We start from the raw sequence: 22,319 nt of genomic DNA, 5'->3' as shown, positions 1-22,319 counted from the left end.
ATGAATTTAGAAACAACAACAACCTGCAGTTGCTTTTTTCCCCGTACAAATCGGTTATGCAAAGAATGACTGAGTTGATGAGGTATCCGGCGATGCAGTTTTTGTGGCTATACCGTTAGGGTTGTATGTTTGGATTTGCTTTATTTTGTTTTCAGCCTTAATGTTTTCTTCTTTTTGTTCCTTTATTTCTTCGACTTTTTGATTTTTTTGTTCTTCTTGGGGTGGTTGTACCTGTTCCGGCTTTTTTGCTTCTATTTGTTTGGGTTCTTCGGTATTTCCACTTCTTTGTAGATTAGATGAATATCCGTATTCGCTATATTGGGTATTAATATTCATACTTCACCTCCTTGGGTATTTACAATTGAACATTTAAATTACTTATATATTATACCCTTTTTTATGATATCTTAAACTTTATTTCTCACGTATGTCTTATCATACAAGAAAGATAAGCTATAATTAGTTTTCCAGGCGGAAGGTTATCCATAAATTTGAACAGTATGTCACGACAATGGGGTTAGGCGGCTTTTGTTTGGGTGAGACAAGGGAGGCTGCTTACTGACTGGAAAGGACTATTATGGCGGTAATTAAGTCTTTGAGTTAATATAGAATAGGGACTTCGTGTTTGTTTATCTTAATCTTGTCATACTTATTGATTGCGTTCATTTCATTTATCTTCGGAAATCGTCTTAATTTCCTTTATAGCGGGTTAGCAAATAATAATGTCAGACACTATTCTGATAAGAGGACTGTTTATTTAATAGTATCCGGAAGGTAGTCCCGGAATCAGGATTGTTTTCTGCTTCAATAATACCACCTAATTTTCTGATGATCTCATGGGATAACCTCAATCCGATTCCCAATCCATTTTTCTTAGTAGTAAAGTTATTTTTAAATAATCGGGCTAAGTCGCTATAGTTTATTCCAATTCCATTATCAATAATTTCTATGATGATATTGTTTTCTTTTTCATAGGTCTTTATTTTAATTATTCCCGATGTTTTGTCTTTTTTTGCATCAACTGCATTTTTTATCAAGTTCATTAATACCTGATTCATTAGGGCGGCGCTACCTTTTATGTGAGGTATTGTTTGATCAAGATCTTTTACTATGGTTATATCGGTAAGGAGCTTAAAATTTAATATGCTTAAGGTTGTTTCAATTTCCTCATTTATATTGAAATTATCACTATGATCCTGGAATTTTATGAAGGATTTCAGGTTTAAGAGCTGCTGCCGTATCTGATTGAGCGCATCTTGTAGCATCGTTGAATCTTCTTCATAAAGTTCATAGGTATTATTATATGCTTGATCATCTTTAATTTTGGCTGCATCATATAGAGTCGGTAAATAATTTTTTAGATTACCTGATATAAGTGAAATAGTGAGTAGCGGTGTGTTGATCTCATGCGTAATACTCGCAGTAATATCTTTCAGAATAGCTAGATTTCCTTGTTGAATAAGCATGGCTTCTTGTTTTTTTATTTGTTCATTTGCCGTTTCTAATTCAGATTTCTGTTCGAGTAATATTTCATTTTTCATTTCCAGCTGGAGGGTCCTGGCCTTTACTTTTTGCTCTAGGATGCTTGCGTGTTGTGCTAGTTTTGTGTGGGCTTTTTGGAGTTCTTGTGCGGCTTTCTCTTTTTCCTCCCGTAAATCATTTATCCTATCTGCCAATGCTAGAGATAGCAAAACTATCTCGAGGGCAGAGCCGATCTGTACTCCATACTGTGAAATAAAAGTTCTTGGCAAAATATTCAGTAATAATCCTACATTTCCAACTGCGGCAGTAATGAGTGCTGCCCAGGCCAGGAGAAAATATCGTGCCGGGCGGTATCCCTTTTTCCAGCAGATGATGCCTACTGGAATAAAGATAGGGGCTAGTACTATCATCATGAGAACCAGTTTACTCATGAGTCTGTAATTGGCAAATATGGAAAGAACCGCAATAAGGCCGCTAAGGGTAGTCAAGAACACAATTATTTTATCAAAGCGAGGTAGGTATTTCTTTGTAACCAGAAAGTTTCTGGAGAACAAGTATATGAAAAACACAGTACTGGCCAATGAAAATAAGAAAATTCGCGAATTCCATAAGGGAACGGTATATTCATAGGTTATTCCATTCTTGGTAGCTATGAAAAGTAGAGAACTGCTTATGAACATAACATAATATAAGTAATTCTTATCACGGAGGGCAAAGAAAAGGAACATATTGTAGATAATCATAACGAGTACCCAGCCATAATAAATACCGTGAGCGATCTGCTCCTTATGGTCACGGGCTGTAAATTGTTCCGGTGACCATAGTTGTATTGGTATCGACATGCCTTCTATCGATTCGAAGCGCATGTAGAAGGTTCTTTCTGTCCCGGGTTCAATTCTTAACTTAAAAATGAAATTCTGGTGCTGGACGTCTCTTTCCTTGAACTCGTACAATCTTCCTGCGCGTTTTACTGTTATTACTCCATTTTTTTCCGGAATATAAAGGTTTATTTTATCGGTTTGTGTTTTTACCACAATAAGAAGCCAATCTTTCTGGTCCGGCAAATTATTTTTTATTTTGAACTTCACCCAGTAAGCTGATTTCGTATAACTGAAGTTGGGAACTTGTTTTTTACTTCGTATGAATTTATTTGAAATATCTGGCTTCATAATATCGTAAATAGTTAGCGTTCTGCTTTTATCTTCAAACGTTTCAAGCTTAGTTCCAAGTTTATAATAACTTCCAGGGTTATTTATGACGAGCGCATCCATGGCAAATGATGAAGATGTAATCATTAGCGAGACTATAAATAAATAAACAATAGCAGAGGTGAATCTATTAATCATTTTTTCCCTTTCTCTAATAATACATAATTTAGAGTGAGAGCACAATAATTTTGATTATCATAATATGCTAATGGAGAAAAGACATGCGCCGAAACGGAAAGAATACTTATTGCCCTAAGCCCGCGTTTAATTTTGTTTCCAGAATGTCTATAATTATTTTTCTGTTTTGTTCATAATTATCTCTAAAATATTGTTCAAAATTATTAATTCTCTCTTTTTTTTCGAGATAATTAATAATGTTTGGAATAAGCCTGGCAGAATCTTCCATTATTCCCTGAAGCTTGTAATAATCACCCATTTCCAGGTTTCCATTCTCTGCGTAGGATGTGATGACTTCTTCCAATCGTTTAAGTTCGCTGAGCCAATCATCGAAATTATTTTCCATTCTCTTATAATTAATGGCGTCGCCAATGATCCATAGTCTGATATAATTAATGTCGCTATCTGTTAACCGGAGATTATTTTCCAGCTTGTGGATTACGGCTTCGATATCTGCTCTGGTTTTGTTTTGGATATTTTCCTGGATAATCGTTTTCACGTCGTGAATTAAAGAACTAATTCTTTGGTAATCCTCTGAATATTCGCTCTCTTGAGCTTTTTTTATCATCTCTGATATGTTATGCAAAAAATTATTCATATTCATCTCCTTAATTAAGTAATTTTAATTCTACTCCGATAAGCAGATTTTCTCAATTCTTCTATCTTTATATCGACTGGATTTAGAAATATATGTTACTGCGGGAGAGCACCGAACTTCTTTCGAGGAGGAGCGTAATTTTCTATCTTCCAAAGTATTATTATATGGTAAAATATTATCGAAGGCATAGTGTAGGCATATAATGAGAATCAAAAATTTTATTTAAAAGTTAATCAGATGAAGAGAGGGGTCAAGACGACCATGACAGAAATGATAGAAACCACAGGCTCAACTAATTTCATCCACGAGATTGTCGAGGATGACATAAAAACTAATAAGCACGGCGGAAAAGTAATTACCAGATTTCCACCTGAACCGAATGGATACTTGCATATCGGACATGCTAAATCAATATGTCTTAATTTCGGAACAGCTAAAAAATACGGAGGAATGTGCAATCTCCGGTTTGATGATACCAATCCTGCAAAGGAAGATGTTGAATATGTTGATTCTATTCAGGAAGATGTCAGATGGCTAGGGTTCGATTGGGATGATCGACTTTATTACGCTTCGGACTATTTTGATCAGCTCTATGCGTACGCACTTCAGTTAATCAATGAAGGCAAGGCTTATGTTTGTGATTTGACCCCTGAGCAAATGCGGGAATACCGAGGGACGCTAACCAAGCCTGGAACAAACAGTCCCTATCGTGAACGTGCTGTTCAAGAGAACCTCGATCTTTTTGTGAGGATGAAAGGCGGCGAGTTCGAAGAAGGTGCTCGAGTTCTTCGCGCGAAGGTCGACATGGCTTCCCCGAATCTGAATATGAGAGATCCAATAATCTATAGAATAAAAAAAGCCACTCATCACCGGACTGGTGACAAGTGGTGTATTTATCCGATGTATGATTATACACATTGTATTTCTGATTCATTGGAAGGGATTACCCATTCTATTTGTACCTTAGAGTTCGAAGACCATCGACCGCTGTACGACTGGGTCCTTGATGAACTTAGGGTAGGGGCTCATCCTCAGCAAATAGAGTTTGCACGGCTTAATCTTACTTATACGGTTATGAGTAAACGAAGATTGCTTGAACTAGTTGAAGGCAAATTTGTCAACGGTTGGGATGACCCGCGAATGCCGACTCTTGCCGGAATGCGCAGGCGTGGCTATACTCCGGAATCGATCCGTGAGTTCTGTGATCGGATAGGTGTCGCCAAGACTAATAGTACGATCGATTTCGCTCTTCTCGATCATTGTCTAAGAGAAGACCTCAATAAGCGAGCGCTGCGAGTTATGGCTGTGCTCGATCCGCTTAAGGTTATTATTGATAATTATCCTGAAGGACAAGTTGAGTGGCTGGATGCAGAGAATAATCCGGAAGATCCAAGTGCCGGAACTCGTAAGATCCCATTTTCACGGGAGCTCTATATTGAACAAGACGATTTCCTTGAAGATCCGCCTAAAAAGTTCTTTCGCTTAGCACCAGGGAGAGAAATTCGACTTAAACATGCATATTATATTAAATGCGAGCGTGTTGTGAAGAACGAGGTTACCGGAGCGATCCTTGAGCTTCATTGTACTTACGATCCGGAGACCCGTGGCGGCTGGTCACAAGATGGCCGTAAAGTTATGGGGACTTCGCACTGGGTATCGACTGCCCATGCACTTGATGTGCAGGTTCGTTTATATGACCACCTTTTTGCCAAGGAAGACCCTTCGGCAGTCGAAGAAGGAAAAGACTATAAAGAAAACCTGAACCCTAACTCGTTAGAAGTAAAGGCCTGCAAAGTTGAACCCGGATTGAAAGAAGCAAAACCGGGAACACCATATCAGTTTCTCAGGCAGGGCTACTTTTGTGTCGATACGGATGCTACAGCAGATACTCTGGTTTTTAATCGGACCGTCGCATTACGTGATTCCTGGAGTAAGATCGAGAAGAAATCATAGTAAAGACTAGGGATTTGTCGGATTAATAAAGCTGAAATTATATGACTAAATCAAAATCTTTTCGATTACCTGAAGGCATTGCAAACAAATTACATGAGATTGCCGAGTCCACTCATAGACCTGAAAAATATTACGTAGTAGAAGCCTTGAAGTTTTATTTTGAAGAGTACTCTGATGCTCAGATAGCAAAAGATAGATTTGAAGATCCGCAGAGCAAGATAATAAGTTCAGAGGTATTGAGGAAACGATTAGGTGTCTACGGTTGTTTATTTGGACGTAATTGAAAAGGACTTAAAGAAACTCTACAAAAACTTACTTTTAAAATTTTTAGATAGGATTGAGAACTATTTGGCTACGTTTTCCATCGGCTCACTTTTATGCGGGCTGTCCTGGAACTTATCGTCGATGATCGGGCTGCTTATACTGCTTCTTGCGCTTAATAATGGGAATGTCGATGGGTGGTCATCTCCTTATATTGCTCCCGCCGCTGGCAACAGCTATAGTAATGCCATCAAGTCGGCGCATCAGCCATAGTAAAAATCAAGATATAAAATTGGTGGAACATTTTAATAACATCCTTTGTTTAAATAAATGGCGAGAGGGTATAATTTAATGATAAGAACTATTCGAAATATCTTTTTTTCTTTATTGGTATGTACTATTTTGAGCAATAATACTGTTTTTGCTCAGACATTGACGCTCAGTGAATTCATCCAGAACGTATGGTTAAGTAACCAGGATCTGCAATCACAACGTATGAACCTGGAGTCAGCTGCAATTACGGTTCGTGAGAAGGAAGGAATCTATGACCCGGCTTTTCAGGCTTCGCTCACGAACAAACATGGGCAGTCGGCGCTCGGCGGTGCTACAAGTGATACTTTAGCTGCAAAGATCGGCGTCTCACAGAAGCTATCGACAGGAGCTGATCTTTCGGTGAATTTTGACAACTCTAAGAACGATGCCCAAACGTCGCCTTACAATTCCAATCTCTCCTTAACTTTTACTCAGCCGCTGTTCAGTGGTTATGGCAAGGATGCTACTGAATATTCGATTATTCTCGCCAGATTAGATAAGGAGAAAGCCCAGCAGGATTACCTTAAATATGGTAATGATTATATTATGAATGCGATCACAAAATACTGTGATTATTTTTTGAGCATTAAAAGTCAAGAGATCGCCGAAAAGAACCTCGAACATGCCAGATACATTTTTGAAGAGAATAAGAAGAAAGAATCCCTTAATCTGGTAACCCCTTATGACGTCATGGAAGCCCAGATTGCTTTCAAAAAAGCGGAAGATGACAAGCTAGCCGCAGAAAGTGTAATCGAAAAGAACCGTGAAGCACTGGCGTTGCTGGTGGGGGTGGCCTCAAGTAACTATATCGTACCTGATCCGGTCGAACCTGGAATGCCTACTTATAGCCTGATTAGCACGGATGATATTCTCAGACGGAACCCGGACCTGAAAATATCCGAGCTAATGGCGAATAAGATTCAGACTAATATCTCGTATTTGCGTAATCAGGATTTGCCTGGAACTTTTTTTGATGCTTCTCTTGGTTATGGCGACAATGCCAAAACCTTTGCTGACAGTTATTCATTATCAAATCAAGTATATTCTTTAGGTCTTCGCTTCCAATATCTTTTTGGCAATAAAAAAAGCGATGCTGCCCTCGAAAAAGAAAACATAGTATTGGAACAGCAAAAATTAAACTATGATATAATTCGTAAGACAACCGTAATCCACTCCAATGACGCGATGAAAGATCTAAAGGTACTTAAGGAAAGGATTTCTACAGCTAAAGATATCAGAGATCTTTCTGAAAAGTTCCTGGAAATAGAGACAAAAAAATTCAGACTGGGATTAATCACTACTGATAAAATTGTTCAGGACCAGAGTTCCCTGAAAAATTCGCAAATCGGTTATTATCAGCTCGTGGTTAATTATTTGAAGACCTATTATCAACTGGAAGCATTAAGGGCCAATCTCCAAGCAATTTTTAGGCTCAACTAAGTGTATGGGAGAGAATAATGAATAAAAAAATAGTACTGGGTGTTATCGTAACGATTGTGGCTGTTGCCGGCGGCGTTTACTTCAAAACGGCTAAAGGGGATCAAGGGACCGCTTATTCTTCTGAATTGGTGAAACGGAGGACCTTACAGGTTGTAGTGTCCTCTTCCGGTACTATTAATGCTTACCGGGAAATCGAAGTGAAGTCAAAAGCCAGTGGGAATGTGTTAAAGCTTCATGTAAAAGAAGGAAATATTGTAAATAATGGTCAATTATTATTAGAACTGGACAAGACCGAAGAGTTGTCGAGAATTCGTCAGAACCAAGCGAGCGTTATGGCAGCTGAGGCACGTATGACCCAGGCAAAAGAGAAAGGCAAAGAAGCTGCACGGATTTATAAACAGCAAGCTACCCTGGCGAAAGATAAGCTCATAACTTCTGAACAGTTGCTGCAAGCTGAGAGCAGCAGGACCCTGGCAGGTGCTGACATGAAGATCCAGGAAGCAGCTTTAATAAATGCGCAGGAACAACTCAAAGCAGAAGAGTTGCGCTATGCAGATACCGAAATAAAGGCACCTATCAATGGTGTTATTCTCCAGCAGCTTATAGAAGAAGGGCAGATTATTTCATCAGGGATATCTTCTAATAATGGCGGAACTCTGATTTTCGTGATTGGTGATATTTCCCGGATTATTGCAAAGGCAGAAGTCGATGAAGTCGATATCAGCAAGATATATGTCGGGCAGAAAGTTAATATAACCGTTGATGCCTACGAAAACCGGATATTTGAGGGTGTTATCACTCACATATCCCCAAAAGCTACCAACAAATCAAATGTTACCGTTTTTGATATAGAAATAGAGATAACCGATAAGCACAAAGCCAGTCTTAAGCCTGGAATGACAGCAACGGCAGAAATTGTAGTTTCCCAGAAAATAAATGTACTGTCACTTCCCTCGCAAGCTATTGTTACCAGAAAGAAGAGTAGTTTCGTTTTGCTAAAAGAAAACAATGATTATGTCAAGAGGAAGATAGAAAAAGGCCTGGATAACGGGGAGTATACCGAGATTATTCGCGGGCTAAATGAAGGCGATACCGTCTACGTAAAACAAAAAGGTAAGGGTCTGGATAATAGTAATAATCAGAGGGGCGGAGCACAGTCTTCAATGCGGATGATGGGACGTATAGGACGCTAATATGTTAATACGCTTAGAAAACATTCAAAAAATATATCAAATGGCAGAAGATGTTGTTCCTGTCTTAAAGGGGATAACTCTCGATATTGAAGAAGGCGAATATATTGCCATAATGGGTCCTTCAGGCTCAGGCAAATCGACATTGATGAATATTTTGGGGTGTCTCGATTATCCAAGTAGCGGGAATTTTTTTCTCGATAACGAGAACGTGGCAGTCATGAACACCAGGAAACTCTCAGAAATTCGACGGAGCAAAATCGGGTTCATTTTTCAGACTTTCAATCTGATTACCAGACTTTCTGCAAAAGAAAATATCGAATTACCTATGATATATAACCGAACCAAAAATAAGCATGGAAAACCTGAACAATTACTTGAACTAGTAGGATTATCTCACCGGGCTAACCACTATCCCGGGCAATTATCCGGGGGTGAGCGACAGCGGGTAGCTATCGCACGCGCACTGGTGAATGACCCCAAGATAATTATGGCTGATGAGCCGACTGGTAATCTGGATTCCCGTTCCGGCGAACAGATTCTGCAAATGATCAAGAATCTTCATAGCGAAAAAAAGACTATCCTTATGGTAACTCATGATCGGCATGTAGCAGAGCAGGCGCAAAAAATTATTCATATTAAAGACGGAGTTATTCATGAGATAGAAGAGGGACGATCATGATTATCGAAAACTTTAAGATGGCGGTAACTTCAATCTTGTCAAATAAAATGCGCTCATCGCTGACCATGCTGGGTATAGTGATCGGAATTGCAGCGGTAATTTCAATGCTTTCTGTTGGTAAAGGCGCCCAGATGTCGATAACCTCGTCAATCGAAAAAATGGGAACGAATCTGCTGACAGTGCGTTCAGGGCTCAGCCGGACTGGACTGGTTCAAACGGATGTGGCTCAAAGACTTAATCTCGATGATGCAAAGGCGCTTGCTAATAAAGTCGGGGATTTAGCCGTTGTTGCCTCAGAGGCATCGGTTCGAGGCCAGGTGAAGTATAAGGGGAATAATTCTAATACCAGTGTTTTGGGGGTCTCCCCGGAATATTTCATGGTACGCAATTATGAGATCGGATCAGGAACCTTCTTTAACGAAGCGAGGGTTGATTCCGCGGCGAAAGTCTGTGTTTTGGGCAATACGGTTGCGGAGAATTTGTTCTCCGGAGGGGAAACCCCGATTGGAGAAGAGATCAGGATCAACCGCCTCGCTTTTAAGGTCATCGGTGTGTATAAGGCGCGAGGAAATTCGGGCTGGAGCGATGAAGATGACCAGATTTTTATCCCGATAACTACGGAACAAAAGAGGTTGTCCGGGGATGATTCCCTGAGGGCAATCTATGCCTCTGTTGTGAATAAGAAAGATACTGATAAAGTCGAGGAAATTATAATCAGGACATTAAGACGACAGCATAAGCTAAATGGCGATAAAGAGAACGATTTTACCATACGCTCTCAATTGGAACTGCTTGATACTATGAATAACGTTTCCCGTTCGTTTACGGTGTTACTGGGCAGTATCGCCCTGATTTCTCTCATTGTTGGAGGAATTGGCATTATGAATATCTTATTGGTATCGGTAACTGAGCGGACCCGGGAAATCGGTATCCGTAAGGCTATAGGCGCGTATGAATCCGATATCTTAAATCAATTTATTATCGAAGCTGTAGTGCTCTGTCTTGTCGGCGGAATAATCGGGATATTCTGGGGCGTAGTTTTCGCAAAAATCATTTCTATTTTCAGTAAGTGGCCGATGGCAATTAGCTCGTTTTCTATTATCCTGGCTTTCGGCGTTTCATTCGCTACCGGTCTGTTTTTCGGCTATTATCCTGCCCGGAAAGCAGCCAAAATGAATCCTGTAGATGCACTGCGCTATGAGTAACAAAATCCTCTGTAATCTTTTTCGAACCCTTCTTCTTTGTTGTTAATATAGCATAGTTTTGTAAAGCGGCGGTTTCTACATGCTTAACTTATTTTTTATTTAGGGCTTACAGCCCTTACTGGTTAGGCAAGGGCTGTAAAGGAGGACCTTCCGGTAAGGAGGGTTATGAGATTTGAACTTCAATTTCTTTTGCTTTTTTTTCTTCGGCTTTATCGAGTTCAACAGTAAGTATGCCGTTCTTGAAATTAGCTTTTATAGTATCAGCTTTGATAAAATTCTCATCGATAGGAATTATCCTTTCAAATGATCCGGAGCTTATTTCTACTGCATAGTACTTTTCATCCTGTGCCTTTTTCCCGAATTTTCTTTCTCCACTTATCTTTAATGCGCCGTTTTCGAATTTTACTTTTACCGCTTCTTTTTCTAGTCCTGCCAGTTCCGCTTCTATTATCACTTTGTCTTTTGTTTCTCGCACATTTATATTGGGCGAATAGGTTTTTTCATGGTATTGACTTAGGTCGCTGGTTTTAAAAAAATCATCGAATAATCTTTCAAAAGTTGATAATTGTCTTGGTGTCCATAATGTTAACATTTTTAGCTCTCCTTATCTTAGTTTTTTTTAAATGTTCTTAATAGTTTATTCATTTATTAATTGCTTTTGCTCACCACCTTTTTTAATTATTATTTAGCAGCAGATTTACTTTTTTTGAATCTAATGCCATTTCTATTTTTATAAGTGACATTATTGGTTTCTCCGTTCTGGCTTTTTCCATCATTTTGTTGAATGTGGTTTGTTTGAGTTTGTTCATTAGATTCATCTCCTTTGCTACTTTATGTTTTCAGGTAAGGAATAAACATTTTTTATGCCAATTATGATGATTTATGTAAAATGCTTCTAGGCAAGGGTTTTTTTTTGATTACAAGAGCTATCGGTCATCGCTAAGGATGTTTGTTTTCTGGACAAGGTTGCTGGACACTACTTAAATTTTGTATAAATACCGGAATCCCTCGTCCCTTAGTTTTAGGGATTGACAATGTCTATACCGTTCGGTATGCTGAGGGGCAGTTAATCTTGTAACTGATGACTTGGTAACCGGAGGAACCTAAATAGCTTATCATGAATAAACCGTGTTGTGCGCGTGCTTAAGCTGTTCAATTTTTATAATCGGCGAATTTAAAGAATATAACAGTAAGAAAATTATATGGATAATAAGACAAAAATACTAAAAGTTGCACTTAACTTGTTTTCAATGCATGGTTACGAGGCGGTAGGGGTACAGGAAATTGCGGTATCTTCAGGGATCACTAAGCCTACTCTTTATCATTACTATGGGAATAAAGAAGGGCTTTTGAAAGCAATTCTAACCGAGCATTTCGACAAATTATGTGATAGTGTTCGGAACGCGGCTTATTACAACGGGGATTTGCCTTTTACCTTGGAAAAATCGACGTTGGCTTTTTTTCATTTCGCCAAAGAAAATCCTATTTTTTATCGATTGCAACTTACCTTATGGTTCGCTCCACCTAACAGCGAGTCATTTATGATTGTAGCAAGTTTCCATAAAGAACTACATGTAATTATCGAGAAGATGTTTATGCAGGCAGCGCATAATCATGGCAATATGAAGGGTCGGCAGCAATCCTATGCCTTCACGTATTTGGGTATGGTAAACAGTTATATTATGCTTGGATTAAACGGGTACACAGAGCTTGATGAGCAACTCGTTTATACTGCCCTTCGCCAGTTCCAGTACGGAATATACTCATAAGGCAATTTTTTTTGCTGAAGGGTGTCCTGCTTGCGCAGTGATTATTTTTTCTGCTTGTCTTTTTCCATAAGTTCTTTGATCTTTTTTTCTTCCCACTCTGGTCCGAATATTCCGCTTATGCCGAATACTCTGAATGCATGAGATATAAGCCCGATTCCCCAGCCAATCACGACCCAATAAAACCATATGTCATGAGGCGCGGTAATAATATTGATGAGAAATAACCCAAGGTTAACCACGATATAGGTTGCCATATGACTATAAAATTCGCGTAGTTGCCGCACCCGTGCTTGTGCCTCTTTGTATTCTTCACTTGTGTCCATCAACTCATCCCCTTTCTCGGCACATAATATCCTGGGCTGGCTTTTTTGCAATAGAGAGTATCATCTATTTCAACTCACAGACTGGGTGCTATAAGGAAGGCAAAATCGCCGGTTATACGGGACAGAATCACCCATATAAATTTTCTGGTTTTTATGGTATAATTATAATATTAAAATTTTAAATTTTCATGTTGATCCGGTATATAATTGAACCGAAATTACTAATTATCCTCTATTATTTGTCATATATGAAGGTTCTTGCTTAAGTAGTCTTTTTGGTTAATTTCTAGCTGGAAGAGATAACTAATAATGAAAATTTTAAGTATAATAGCGACTTTTTATAGTTGCAAAAAGGTTTTGGCAGAAGGGAAATTAGATGAAACAAAGTACAGAAGAAAAAATAGATGGTATTCATAAAGAATATCACAATAATGGAGCACTCAAATCGGAGACGACCTACAAGAACGGGAGAGTCGACGGAGTTACCAAAGAATATGATAAGGATGCGCAGTTGATTAAAGAAGTGCCTTATAAGAATGCCGTTAAAGAAGGTTTGTGCAAATATTATTTCGATAATGGGAACGTAAGGGCCGAAGTTGCTTATCAAAAGAACAGACAGAACGGGATTGGCCGGATGTATAATGAGTTGGGAGAGCTAAAAGCAGAAGCTTCCTGGAAGAATGGCAAGCTGGACGGGGTATACAAAGAGTATCATACCGGCGGCGTAATTCATTTTATAGATTTATACAAGAATGGAATTAAAGTGAACCATGAGGTCCATAATCAGAATGGCTAAGTTGAAGGCCTGAGAATTAATAAATAGTTAATTGAAAAAGATCTATAGGGAACAATCCTTATAGATCTTTTTGTTTGTGCGCCCAGCATGGGGAGCTTTCTTGTTAAGGAAAGCCCCTACCTCCTACTCGATTAAAGTATTTGAGCAGCTTAGCCCGCATGTAATTTTCTCGAAAGATGCCGTATAAGTTTAATGTGCAATATTCCTTTTACTTTCCACGGAGATGTAGTATCATCCCCGCCTCAAAGAGGATGTTTAATCGTAATGTTATAAATTGAAAGGGGGAAAATTATGGGTTTTAATCCACTTCAAGAAAAGGGTATAGCAATAGATGACCAGATCAGCAGTTGGTCAGAGGTTAACATGCAGCCATATGATAAGAACACCGTTGATCCATATACGAGAGCAAGGATCATCCTGATGAATGGTATCGAAGTAGAAGCTGCGCTTTTTTCTCATATGTTTGCCCGGCACACAAGTGACCCTGAACTGAAACAGACATTAGCGCTGGGGCGCAGGCTCGAACAGCAGCAGCAGAAAATGGTCAACTGGATGGTTCCGGGCAACGAATCGACCTTAGAGGTGACGATAGGGTACGAACAGGTAGCCGTAGATCTCACTGCCTATCTTGCAAGGACAGAGCCGGACTCTTACGTTAAAGCTGCTCTGGATTTCGGGCTGTTGGAGGATTTTGATCATCTCTATCGCTATGCGAATCTCATGATGCTCACTGAAGGTAAGGAAGCCGCTTCGGTAACCAAACAGTACACCGAGATTATACCCGGCAGGCCGACTATTATGGAACACCGGTTTCCATTCGATGACGTAAGGAGACCAATAAACAAGGATAGTGCTGATATCCTCACGAAGCTGCATCTTCTGACTATTGTTGCCGGAGAACAACAAACTATGAATTATTATATGAATGTCGGCAATCGTTTTTCTGATATGGTTGGGCGTGGCTTATATGCTGAAATAGGACAGATTGAAGAAGCACACGTTACTCATTATGAATCCCTTATGGATCCGACAATGTCATGGTTCGAGCAATGGTTGCTTCATGAATATAATGAATGCTATCTCTATTATTCTTTTATGCTTCAGGAGCCGGACCCGCGTATTCGAAGCATGTGGGAACGAAACCTGCGCATGGAAATCGAGCATCTAAAAATTGCTGCGGATATGATGAGACGATACGAAGGCCGTGAACCTGAGTCAATATTACCACAAAGCCTTCCAGCCGAAATTAAGTTCGAGTCAAATGTTGACTATGTCAGGGAGGTATTAGCTAATCAGGTTAATCTGACCGCTATGGGGACAGAGTTTGTTCCTTTTGATCAGATTCCTCCGGATTACAGGTATTTCATGTACCAGAATAAGGTCAATTCCGGTGGCGCTCCAAGCGAAATGGTTATCAGGCGGACAATGGATGAAATAGGACGAGATTATAGGCAGGAACTGGCAGGTTCTCATCCGGTACAGTATGAAAATGTTTATAAGAAGGCTGCCTGACTAGCATTAGTTAGTTTGATGGATCAATGGATACTTAATGCTCATCTAAGTTCCTCTGAAAGTGTGACCGATTGGAGGAAAATAGCGGGAAACAGAAATAGTTGACCGTTCTCTATGACAGAAGTAGTATCCATTACAAGAGCTAATAATTTTTATAAAAATGTATGAAAAGGGGGTAAGTCATGAAAAATCTTATAATAGCCATTGCAATAATCGGGGTTTTTTCGACGGTAGGATTTGCACAGGATACGATGCAGCAGGGAACAAAGGCGCAAGATGGTACTAAGCAAAAAGATCAAGTGCGGATAAACAGTGTCAAGGGTGCTATGGGTGCGTTAAATTCCGTTCAGGAATTTGCCACTTTGGCATTCAAGGCGACTACACTGCAAGCTGGAAGAGATAATCTTGTAAAAGCTCTTAATATCCTTGAAGGACCGAAGGAACAAGGTGGGCAGGTCGGGGTATTTAATTATCTGGACCAGCAGAGCAAGAATAATAACACTCCTATGGCTGATGCAATCGAGAGTGCCAGGAATGATGTAGAAGCTGCAATCAGCGCAGCTAAGGACGGGGTCAATGCTGCTGATTTGAATACACTCCAGCAGAAGGCTCGGGATGTTTTTTCCGGCGCAGAGCGGGCTGAAGAGACATTACGGACCGGCGGCCGTAACCAGAAAGATCAACGCGGACAGCAAAGAAAGAATGGGGACCTGCAGGAGAGAAAACCAGAAAGAGCCAGATAGGCTTTGTTCTGAAGTTCAACAAAAGGGAACAGAGGCTTCTTTCTGTTCCCTTTCTATTTGTAGAAATCAAAATTAAGGCTCATTTAGAATCAAAGAATTATCCGGGTTGAACGACGTGGTGGTGCAAATACCAATCATCCTTGAAATAGTCAGATTTCTCCTTTTTCCTGATATTACCTTCGTTATCAGTTTATTGTAAGTGGCTGTCGTATTTGATACAATCCCTGCAATTAAAGTATGATGGGGGGGAGTACGATGCAATATAAACTAAGATTTTCTTTACTGTTACTCATAGTTTTATCGTCCATTAATTCCTATGCTTATAATGAAAACCAAAATTACGACCAGATAGAAAATCCTATAAACACCCAACAAGGTGCGGAGGACAACCATTATTTACTTCCCAGAGATAGCGTAGCAAACAAAAATCAGGAATCCAATATAATCCCCAGCGCTTACTTCGAACACACGTCCTGGCTAGATAACAGAAGGAAAGAGAATGGGGAACTGTTTATGAAATATGTCCCCCTCCAATCTTTTCAAAAATCGTTAATTAATGAACAATTTACCGCTAATTGCGTTCCGTCATTTAAAAATTCTTCGATCATTTTCTTAGGAATTGGAGGATATCAACTTATTGGCAAAAATTTTTACTTCGGAGGTGCAGCTTCAGGGGGATACATGGAAACAGGTTACAGTGATAAAAAAGGATCTTTATTTATTTTTTACGGCGGACTCGATTTCCTCTATCAAATACCGATGGGAATACCTGCATGTTCGCTGTTCTGCGGGTCTTTAATCGGAGCAGGCAAATTAAACTTATTATCAGAGAAAAACATGTATTCAAAATTGTTCTGGGTTATTGAACCAAAAACGGGAATACAGTTCATTTTTAATAACGAAGTTGCAATACGATTATCAGGATCATATTTGTTATCACAGGATATTTCAAGCGATAGAAAAGGCAGCTTTATAGCCGATGACTTCGAAAGCGGTCTTAGGCTTCGGAATCTTGTTTATTCTCTGTCTTTTAACTGGGGAGATTTTTAACTCCGGATTATTCCAACAGACCAGTGGGCGGCGTGCCAAGGTACGCCCCAACTGCAATTTAATGATTGAAAAAAAGTAGCCACAGGATTACAATTCCCAGACCTATTCGATAGTATCCAAAAATTTTGAAGTCCTTAGTTTTAATATATTCCATGAATAACTTGATCACTGCAAAAGCCACGACAAAAGAAACAACGAATCCGCAGGCTATAGAAATCCACTCAATAACACTAAAAGAAAAGCCTTCTTTGATTATTTTTAGCAGTGTGGCACCCATCATTGTCGGGATTGCCAGGAAGAATGAAAATTCAGCGGCAACAGCACGATTAAGTCCTAATAATATCCCGCCAATAATCGTTGATGCCGAACGTGATGTCCCGGGAACCATTGCGAGACATTGAAATATCCCGATCATAAAGGCTTTGTCGTAACCGATATTTCGAACATTAGTAATCGCAAATGAGTTTTTCTTTTTATTATATATTTCGATAAGTATTAATATAATGCCATAAAAAATTAATGCTATCGATACTGTTGTAGCATTAAACAGCTTTTCTTCAATCAAATCATCGAATTTTAACCCTATTACTATGGCAGGCAATACCGCGACTAACACCTTAAACCATATTTGCCAGGTTTCTGTTCTCTCTGTACGAGTTCCGCTGAACGGCCAGAGCTTGTTCCAGAAATAGACGACTACTGATAAAATTGCCCCTAATTGAATAATCACTTCGAAAGCTGTTGTGAAACTATGATTGTTCGAAAGTTTGACATAGTGATCGACGAGAATCATATGTCCCGTACTGCTGATAGGCAGGAATTCCGTTATTCCTTCAACGATTCCCAAAAATGCCGCTTTCAATAATAAGATAACTTCTACCATAACTGAAAAACCTCCTTTAGCTCAATTCAGCCCCAGTACGTGCAGCAAGCAAACGTCTTTTGTTCTTTCTTATCTTGCAGGCTAAAAAAAAATTAAGTTTACAGACTATTAATTAACCCAATCCTGCATCAATTAACCATTCAATCTCATGAGTTGTTTCCAAGCAACTCAGATATAGTAACAAACTTGAACCCCTTCTGGCGAAGCTGTTCAATTATCTTTGGCAACGCTTTTTCGACATCATTCCCGCCATTATGCAGCAGGATTATCGAACCCGGCCTCGTTTGAGAGATAACCCGTTCAACAATTTTTTCGGAATTATCCTGATTTGCTACCGGTATGATGCTGAAAGGAATATAATCGGCCGCGGTTAGGCTCCAGTTAATTTGTTTAAGGCCGGTTTCAAACGCAGTTTGAATAACAAACTGATTGAACCTGCCTCCCGGGGGTCTGAAGTATTTTGGTTTGGACCCTGTAATTTTTTCAATTATCTGGTTTGTTAACTTCAGCTCGTCTTCAATTTCCTGGGGACTAAAAACGGTATCCAGGCGGACATGCGAAAAGGTATGATTCCCTACCTCATGCCCTGATATTGCCATGCGGTAAACGGTATCCGGGTAGATTTTCGCCATTTTCCCAACAATAAAAAAAGTTGCTTTAATACAATATTTATCTAAAATATCAAGGACCGGGATTGAATATTCAGGTTTCGGGCCATCGTCAAAAGTTAAGGCTATGACTAGGTTCGTGGTGTTCACTCTCCAGATAGGCTCATAACTTTCAGCAAAACCAGCGTGCGTTCCGAGCAACAGCAACAATACAGCTCCAGCTAAACATTTTCTCATTACAATCCATCCTTCTTGTGTTCAACAATGAATTATTCCTTAATTTAGCAAAGATCTTCATAGATTCTCTGATGTAAAAAATAATCCGGCTATTTCCGACTTTATATTTCCAAAAAGAAAAAGCGGTTATATTGTAATATACTTTCTATTTATCCGCCATATCTTGTATAGTAATTTTTACCATTCCGTGAAGGCATTTTCCCGTTTAGTTGCATTCTCCTATCGAATATTACCTTTGAGATAGAGCCAACCAGCACGCTTCCATAATAATTTGATGGTAGCTGTTTTGAAAAAATAGACAAGATATACGGATGTTTTTTATCGAGAATAATTCCGATATCATTTCTTACAAAATCTAATGATCCGGTTTTATTGGCAACGATTGCAGAAGCCGGTAAAAAGCGCTGAATTCCCCATTTATGGAGTTGAGCCTTCATAATATCTAACATTTGTTTTGAGGCGTCAGCACTCACGAGCTCTCCCTTATACATTTTCTCAAGAAGCATTAACATATCATTTGGTGAAGTAAGGTTATATTTACCAGGCAATTTACAAAACATTGTCGGATCTTTTAATACGGTATGCCGGAGACCTACTTTTCGCATATATTGGTTGATGTTTTTTGTGCCTAATCGGCAAATGAGCATATTAGTTGCTGTGTTATCGCTGTCAGTGATCATTAGATTAATCAATCTTTTGACAGTAAAAACCGACCCGTTAGGCAAATATTGTATGCTTCCGGAACCCTGGATCTTGTTTTGCTGGTGTAAAAAAAGTTTCTCATCCATGGATATTCTACCAAGCGCCATTTGGTGAAAAGCTTCTACCATAACAGGAACTTTTATAACACTTGCCGGATTAAACTGCACATCACCATTTATAGAAAAATATTCGCCGGTCGTAAGGTCCTTAATTGACACACCCACTATCCCTCCGGGCAGGGCGTATTTATCTATTTGTGTTGTAATAGAATCATGGATCTCCAAGAGCCAGGATTTGCTCTCGCTTGCTAAAAGCTCATTTTCCGGAAATACCGAATTAAACTCAATAAATACAGCAAATATAATTAAACATAAACTGATCCAGATTATTGTAAGTATTCTTTTTTTAGGAAAAGCTTTTCTGCAGCTATCATTATTGACGATATAGTTTTCCATATTCATTCCTTATAAAAAAATTATTTTTCTTACCTTTAAGATATGTTAAGTAACGATATAACGATGTGCATGAATAGCTCTCAAGAGAACCATGCACATATACAAAAGCCGATGAATACGGTATTAGAGATAAAAAAACTACTAATTCTCCAAGTTGCCTTAAGGAGTGCAAAAATTTATAAAAATTAAGATGAACAGAATCATTGACTTCGATTAATTCTGGGAAAAAACCTCCAGAGGCAAAATAATAAGTTTATAAATATCTTAGGTTTATGTGCCATGCCACATATGGAAGCAATCATAAGCCAGGCGTTACGCGGTTATGGACCAGAAAGTCAGGATGCTTATGCAGGGGGCTGCTCCATAACTTAAAAAATGCGCAATTATATAAATATTAATGTATTTTTGATCTAAACGAAAATGACACCATACCCTGTATACAAGTATGGCATCACACATGCATATTCGTCAATATTCCTTGCAATGAAAGAATAGGAGATGCTTGAAGATTGTTTTTTGTTTTGCTTCAATAGAATTGGTTAATCGAGCCACGTATTCTCGAGAATTTCTCCTTTCAAGCTCACAATGACCTGCTTAATCGGAATCTTTCTTGTGGATTGCAATGCTGCCTGTTTCACTAATTTCTCTATATCAGGATACTGAGCTATAAGCTTTTTTATCGGTGAGTTAAAAAGGTCTTCTATGATTTCCATTATAGTTCCTCCGATTGATCAGCAGATTTGCTGTATTAGGTATTCTTATTCTAACAGGGAAAATCCTGGAAATAATTGACTTAAGTCAAGAATAGAAAGGTTTTGTTGAATTGCCTGACAATATTCTGTTATTTATTATAAGTGCAGAATTCTCGTAAGGAAATTGGCAATATTATGTTTATGAGGATAATCTATAACAACATAATTGAGAGTGTATCATGCGAGAAAAAGTTATAAACTGCCTACTTTCTGGTTTTCTCCTGAAGGTAATTTCTGATATAGAGCAGTGTGTCAATCAATACTAAGAAAGCATTGAAAATATAGAAATAAATAACTGGATTATAAGAAAAATAGATTTTGTGCAACATTCCCGAGATATACCCGATCAGAACAATGACCAGAAAAACGATGCTTTTCCCTCGGGTAGACCGGGATGTATATGATTTATATATTGAAAACGGCCAAGCTGCTCCGAAACATAGTAGCATTATAATTTCGAAGATACTCATTATTTGCACCTCTTTAATTTTAGTTTTTTGACTTACCTATAGTATAAAAAATTATACATTCTCGCTAGAGGTAATTTATTAAGCTATCGGAACAGCAAAAAAAACCAGGGAGAACCGTTGATTTCCCTGGTTTTTATAGCGTCATTAGAAACAAAGCTATCCTACTGTTTAATATCCAGCGTTCCTTTATTTCCGACTACAATTTTCATAAAATCATAGATAAATTTCATATAATAAATATAGCCTAACCTGTCAGGATATTTATATTGGTAGTACGCATGTATATCCTTAAACATGATTTTTTTGTCTTCTTCCGGAAGCAAACCATAAATCTGAATCAGGCCCAGTGAATGTTTTTTATCAATATCTTTTTCTAGCCAGGGTGTAGCGAATATTTCTTGTTCCGATATATCACTATAATTTTGTTTTTCCATTATTCTATCTCTCCCTTTCAAGCAAAAATTAATATTTTTGCTTTATTATTTATTTATATTTTATCATTTGCTTATGAAGTGAAGTTTTGGCAGCGTTGTAAACAAGAATTCAATCTTTTTACGTTTGGCTCAACTCTGAGCAGGAAACATTTTACAATTCTTTCCAGAGAGCTGATCAATTCCTTTTCCTGACAGTTAAATCCAGTCATAGCCTTGCCTAGACAAAAATTATTATAACATTTTTCAAACAGAAAGTGTACTAAAATTCTTTGTTTTAATTATAGGAAATACTGTATTTTAGGTTTATTTGAATGAGGAGAAATAATTTACAAAATATACAGGACATCCGGTGCAATAGGAACACACCGGATGTCGCAGGTAGATTATTCTACTTCGCCCACACCACGTGCCAAGTCTGCAGCACTTGTATATTGACGGTCTTGCATTCTATTTAAAACATCGAGGACTTCACTTGATGCGTTACGTTCTTTTGCAAACTGAAGCATTTTGCTTTTATCAGCTGGATAATCTATTCCAGCTAATGCCTTTTCAACCATTGCGGTACTTACCATAATAATTACCTCCCTTTCACAAGAAGTTTATAGCCAGTGATTAACACTCGACCTTTTTACTGTGTGCATTTTAAGCAAATGAACGAGATAGTCAACACGTTTATTTCCTTTTATTTACAATAAAATATCACACTTGACAGGAGTTGCGCTCATGACTAAATTTGCCTCAAACCATATATGCGGCTCACCATTTTCTAAAAAAGCCACCAGGAATTTGCATACAATTATGTACTGCTTACTTTCAGTTTGGCTCAGGTGAAGCTCTTTCTTCAAATCCCCCTGTAACGTACCAGGTGCTTTTAATTTCGTGTCAAATCAAATTAAAACCTGACCGTAGGAGACAATAGTAAATCAAATCAAAACCTGACTTTCCACCTCCTTTCTTTTTTGATTTTTATTAACCATTCTGAGCAGCAACTATTGTTTTTAGCTCATATTTTTTGTTATTTAATTCACCCAACACAAACAGTATTTTATCTATTTTTCTCTTTAATTCTGCAGGATT

Annotated in this window: 23 protein-coding genes; 12 read left to right on the top strand and 11 right to left on the bottom strand. The window is 38.6% G+C overall.

Annotated features, from left to right (window positions below):
- Positions 1-54: 54 nt before the first annotated feature.
- The 3 genes from DKM50_09060 to DKM50_09050 all read right to left on the bottom strand — a co-directional run bounded on the left by DKM50_09060 (position 55) and on the right by DKM50_09050 (position 3,465).
- Complete coding sequence (locus tag DKM50_09060) at positions 55-336, bottom strand: hypothetical protein (GenBank protein PZM79405.1); 282 nt, start codon at positions 334-336, stop codon at positions 55-57.
- Between the two features lie 389 nt (positions 337-725).
- The gene (locus DKM50_09055; protein ID PZM79404.1) at positions 726-2,828 is read right to left on the bottom strand and encodes a hypothetical protein; all 2,103 of its coding nucleotides are present in this window, start codon (positions 2,826-2,828) and stop codon (positions 726-728) included.
- Between the two features lie 106 nt (positions 2,829-2,934).
- Positions 2,935-3,465: a hypothetical protein gene (locus DKM50_09050; GenBank protein ID PZM79403.1), complete on the bottom strand. Its 531-nt coding sequence runs from the start codon at positions 3,463-3,465 to the stop codon at positions 2,935-2,937.
- Positions 3,466-3,735: 270 nt separating this feature from the next.
- Between DKM50_09050 and DKM50_09045 the strand changes: the two genes are divergently transcribed.
- Genes DKM50_09045 through DKM50_09015 form a run of 7 tightly spaced genes read left to right on the top strand, consistent with a single transcriptional unit; the run spans position 3,736 to position 10,508 of the window.
- Positions 3,736-5,418, top strand: coding sequence for a glutamine--tRNA ligase (locus tag DKM50_09045; GenBank protein PZM79472.1), 1,683 nt, complete (start codon positions 3,736-3,738; stop codon positions 5,416-5,418).
- 41 nt (positions 5,419-5,459) lie between these two features.
- Positions 5,460-5,702, top strand: a complete 243-nt coding sequence (locus tag DKM50_09040) for a hypothetical protein (protein ID PZM79402.1) — start codon at positions 5,460-5,462, stop codon at positions 5,700-5,702.
- On the top strand, positions 5,689-5,952 hold the full coding sequence (locus DKM50_09035) for a hypothetical protein (protein ID PZM79401.1): 264 nt from the start codon (positions 5,689-5,691) through the stop codon (positions 5,950-5,952). The genes DKM50_09040 and DKM50_09035 overlap by 14 nt, the downstream gene beginning before the upstream one ends.
- A 57-nt stretch (positions 5,953-6,009) precedes the next feature.
- Positions 6,010-7,431 (top strand): hypothetical protein, encoded by a 1,422-nt coding sequence (locus DKM50_09030; protein ID PZM79400.1) that lies wholly within the window; start codon positions 6,010-6,012, stop codon positions 7,429-7,431.
- Between the two features lie 17 nt (positions 7,432-7,448).
- Positions 7,449-8,624 carry a hypothetical protein gene (locus DKM50_09025; protein PZM79399.1) on the top strand — a complete coding sequence of 392 codons (1,176 nt, stop codon included), beginning with the start codon at positions 7,449-7,451 and terminating at the stop codon, positions 8,622-8,624.
- A gap of 1 nt (position 8,625) precedes the next feature.
- Positions 8,626-9,303, top strand: a complete 678-nt coding sequence (locus DKM50_09020; GenBank protein ID PZM79398.1) for a macrolide ABC transporter ATP-binding protein — start codon at positions 8,626-8,628, stop codon at positions 9,301-9,303.
- Entirely contained in the window at positions 9,300-10,508 is a 1,209-nt protein-coding gene (locus DKM50_09015) for an ABC transporter permease (GenBank protein PZM79397.1), read from the top strand. Before DKM50_09020 ends, DKM50_09015 begins: the two co-directional genes overlap by 4 nt.
- Positions 10,509-10,671: 163 nt before the next feature.
- Here DKM50_09015 and DKM50_09010 read toward each other — a convergent pair whose 3' ends face one another.
- The gene (locus DKM50_09010) at positions 10,672-11,100 is read right to left on the bottom strand and encodes an Hsp20/alpha crystallin family protein (protein ID PZM79396.1); all 429 of its coding nucleotides are present in this window, start codon (positions 11,098-11,100) and stop codon (positions 10,672-10,674) included.
- Between the two features lie 610 nt (positions 11,101-11,710).
- Here DKM50_09010 and DKM50_09005 point away from each other — a divergent pair.
- Positions 11,711-12,277 carry a TetR/AcrR family transcriptional regulator gene (locus tag DKM50_09005; GenBank protein PZM79395.1) on the top strand — a complete coding sequence of 189 codons (567 nt, stop codon included), beginning with the start codon at positions 11,711-11,713 and terminating at the stop codon, positions 12,275-12,277.
- A gap of 41 nt (positions 12,278-12,318) precedes the next feature.
- Here the strand turns inward: DKM50_09005 and DKM50_09000 are convergent, their stop codons facing one another.
- Positions 12,319-12,600, bottom strand: coding sequence for a histidine kinase (locus DKM50_09000; protein PZM79394.1), 282 nt, complete (start codon positions 12,598-12,600; stop codon positions 12,319-12,321).
- Positions 12,601-12,976: 376 nt separating this feature from the next.
- On the opposite strand from DKM50_09000, the gene DKM50_08995 reads away from it, so the two are divergent.
- The 4 genes from DKM50_08995 (at position 12,977) to DKM50_08980 (ending at position 16,701) form a co-directional block, all read left to right on the top strand.
- Positions 12,977-13,396, top strand: coding sequence for a hypothetical protein (locus DKM50_08995; GenBank protein ID PZM79393.1), 420 nt, complete (start codon positions 12,977-12,979; stop codon positions 13,394-13,396).
- A gap of 291 nt (positions 13,397-13,687) precedes the next feature.
- Complete coding sequence (locus tag DKM50_08990) at positions 13,688-14,908, top strand: hypothetical protein (protein ID PZM79392.1); 1,221 nt, start codon at positions 13,688-13,690, stop codon at positions 14,906-14,908.
- 182 nt (positions 14,909-15,090) lie between these two features.
- Positions 15,091-15,651, top strand: a complete 561-nt coding sequence (locus DKM50_08985; protein ID PZM79391.1) for a hypothetical protein — start codon at positions 15,091-15,093, stop codon at positions 15,649-15,651.
- A 255-nt stretch (positions 15,652-15,906) separates the two neighbouring features.
- Positions 15,907-16,701: a hypothetical protein gene (locus tag DKM50_08980; protein ID PZM79390.1), complete on the top strand. Its 795-nt coding sequence runs from the start codon at positions 15,907-15,909 to the stop codon at positions 16,699-16,701.
- Positions 16,702-16,759: 58 nt separating this feature from the next.
- Here DKM50_08980 and DKM50_08975 read toward each other — a convergent pair whose 3' ends face one another.
- From DKM50_08975 to DKM50_08950, 6 genes are all read right to left on the bottom strand, one after another.
- Complete coding sequence (locus tag DKM50_08975; protein ID PZM79389.1) at positions 16,760-17,584, bottom strand: undecaprenyl-diphosphatase; 825 nt, start codon at positions 17,582-17,584, stop codon at positions 16,760-16,762.
- A gap of 146 nt (positions 17,585-17,730) precedes the next feature.
- Positions 17,731-18,429 carry a hypothetical protein gene (locus tag DKM50_08970; GenBank protein PZM79388.1) on the bottom strand — a complete coding sequence of 233 codons (699 nt, stop codon included), beginning with the start codon at positions 18,427-18,429 and terminating at the stop codon, positions 17,731-17,733.
- A 149-nt stretch (positions 18,430-18,578) separates the two neighbouring features.
- A complete protein-coding gene (locus DKM50_08965) occupies positions 18,579-19,592 on the bottom strand; it encodes a hypothetical protein (protein PZM79387.1) in 1,014 nt (337 codons plus the stop codon).
- A gap of 949 nt (positions 19,593-20,541) precedes the next feature.
- Positions 20,542-20,808 (bottom strand): hypothetical protein, encoded by a 267-nt coding sequence (locus tag DKM50_08960; protein PZM79386.1) that lies wholly within the window; start codon positions 20,806-20,808, stop codon positions 20,542-20,544.
- A 161-nt stretch (positions 20,809-20,969) separates the two neighbouring features.
- Positions 20,970-21,242, bottom strand: coding sequence for a hypothetical protein (locus tag DKM50_08955; protein ID PZM79385.1), 273 nt, complete (start codon positions 21,240-21,242; stop codon positions 20,970-20,972).
- A 383-nt stretch (positions 21,243-21,625) separates the two neighbouring features.
- On the bottom strand, positions 21,626-21,814 hold the full coding sequence (locus tag DKM50_08950; GenBank protein PZM79384.1) for a DUF2795 domain-containing protein: 189 nt from the start codon (positions 21,812-21,814) through the stop codon (positions 21,626-21,628).
- Between the last annotated feature and the right edge of the window lie 505 nt (positions 21,815-22,319).

It is taken from the genome of Candidatus Margulisiibacteriota bacterium (genome assembly GCA_003242895.1).
In the GTDB taxonomy this organism is placed as follows: Bacteria; Margulisbacteria; Riflemargulisbacteria; order GWF2-39-127; family GWF2-39-127; genus GWF2-39-127.
The sequence above is the reverse complement of the archived record's forward strand: the minus strand, read 5'-3'. Positions and strand labels throughout refer to the sequence as shown.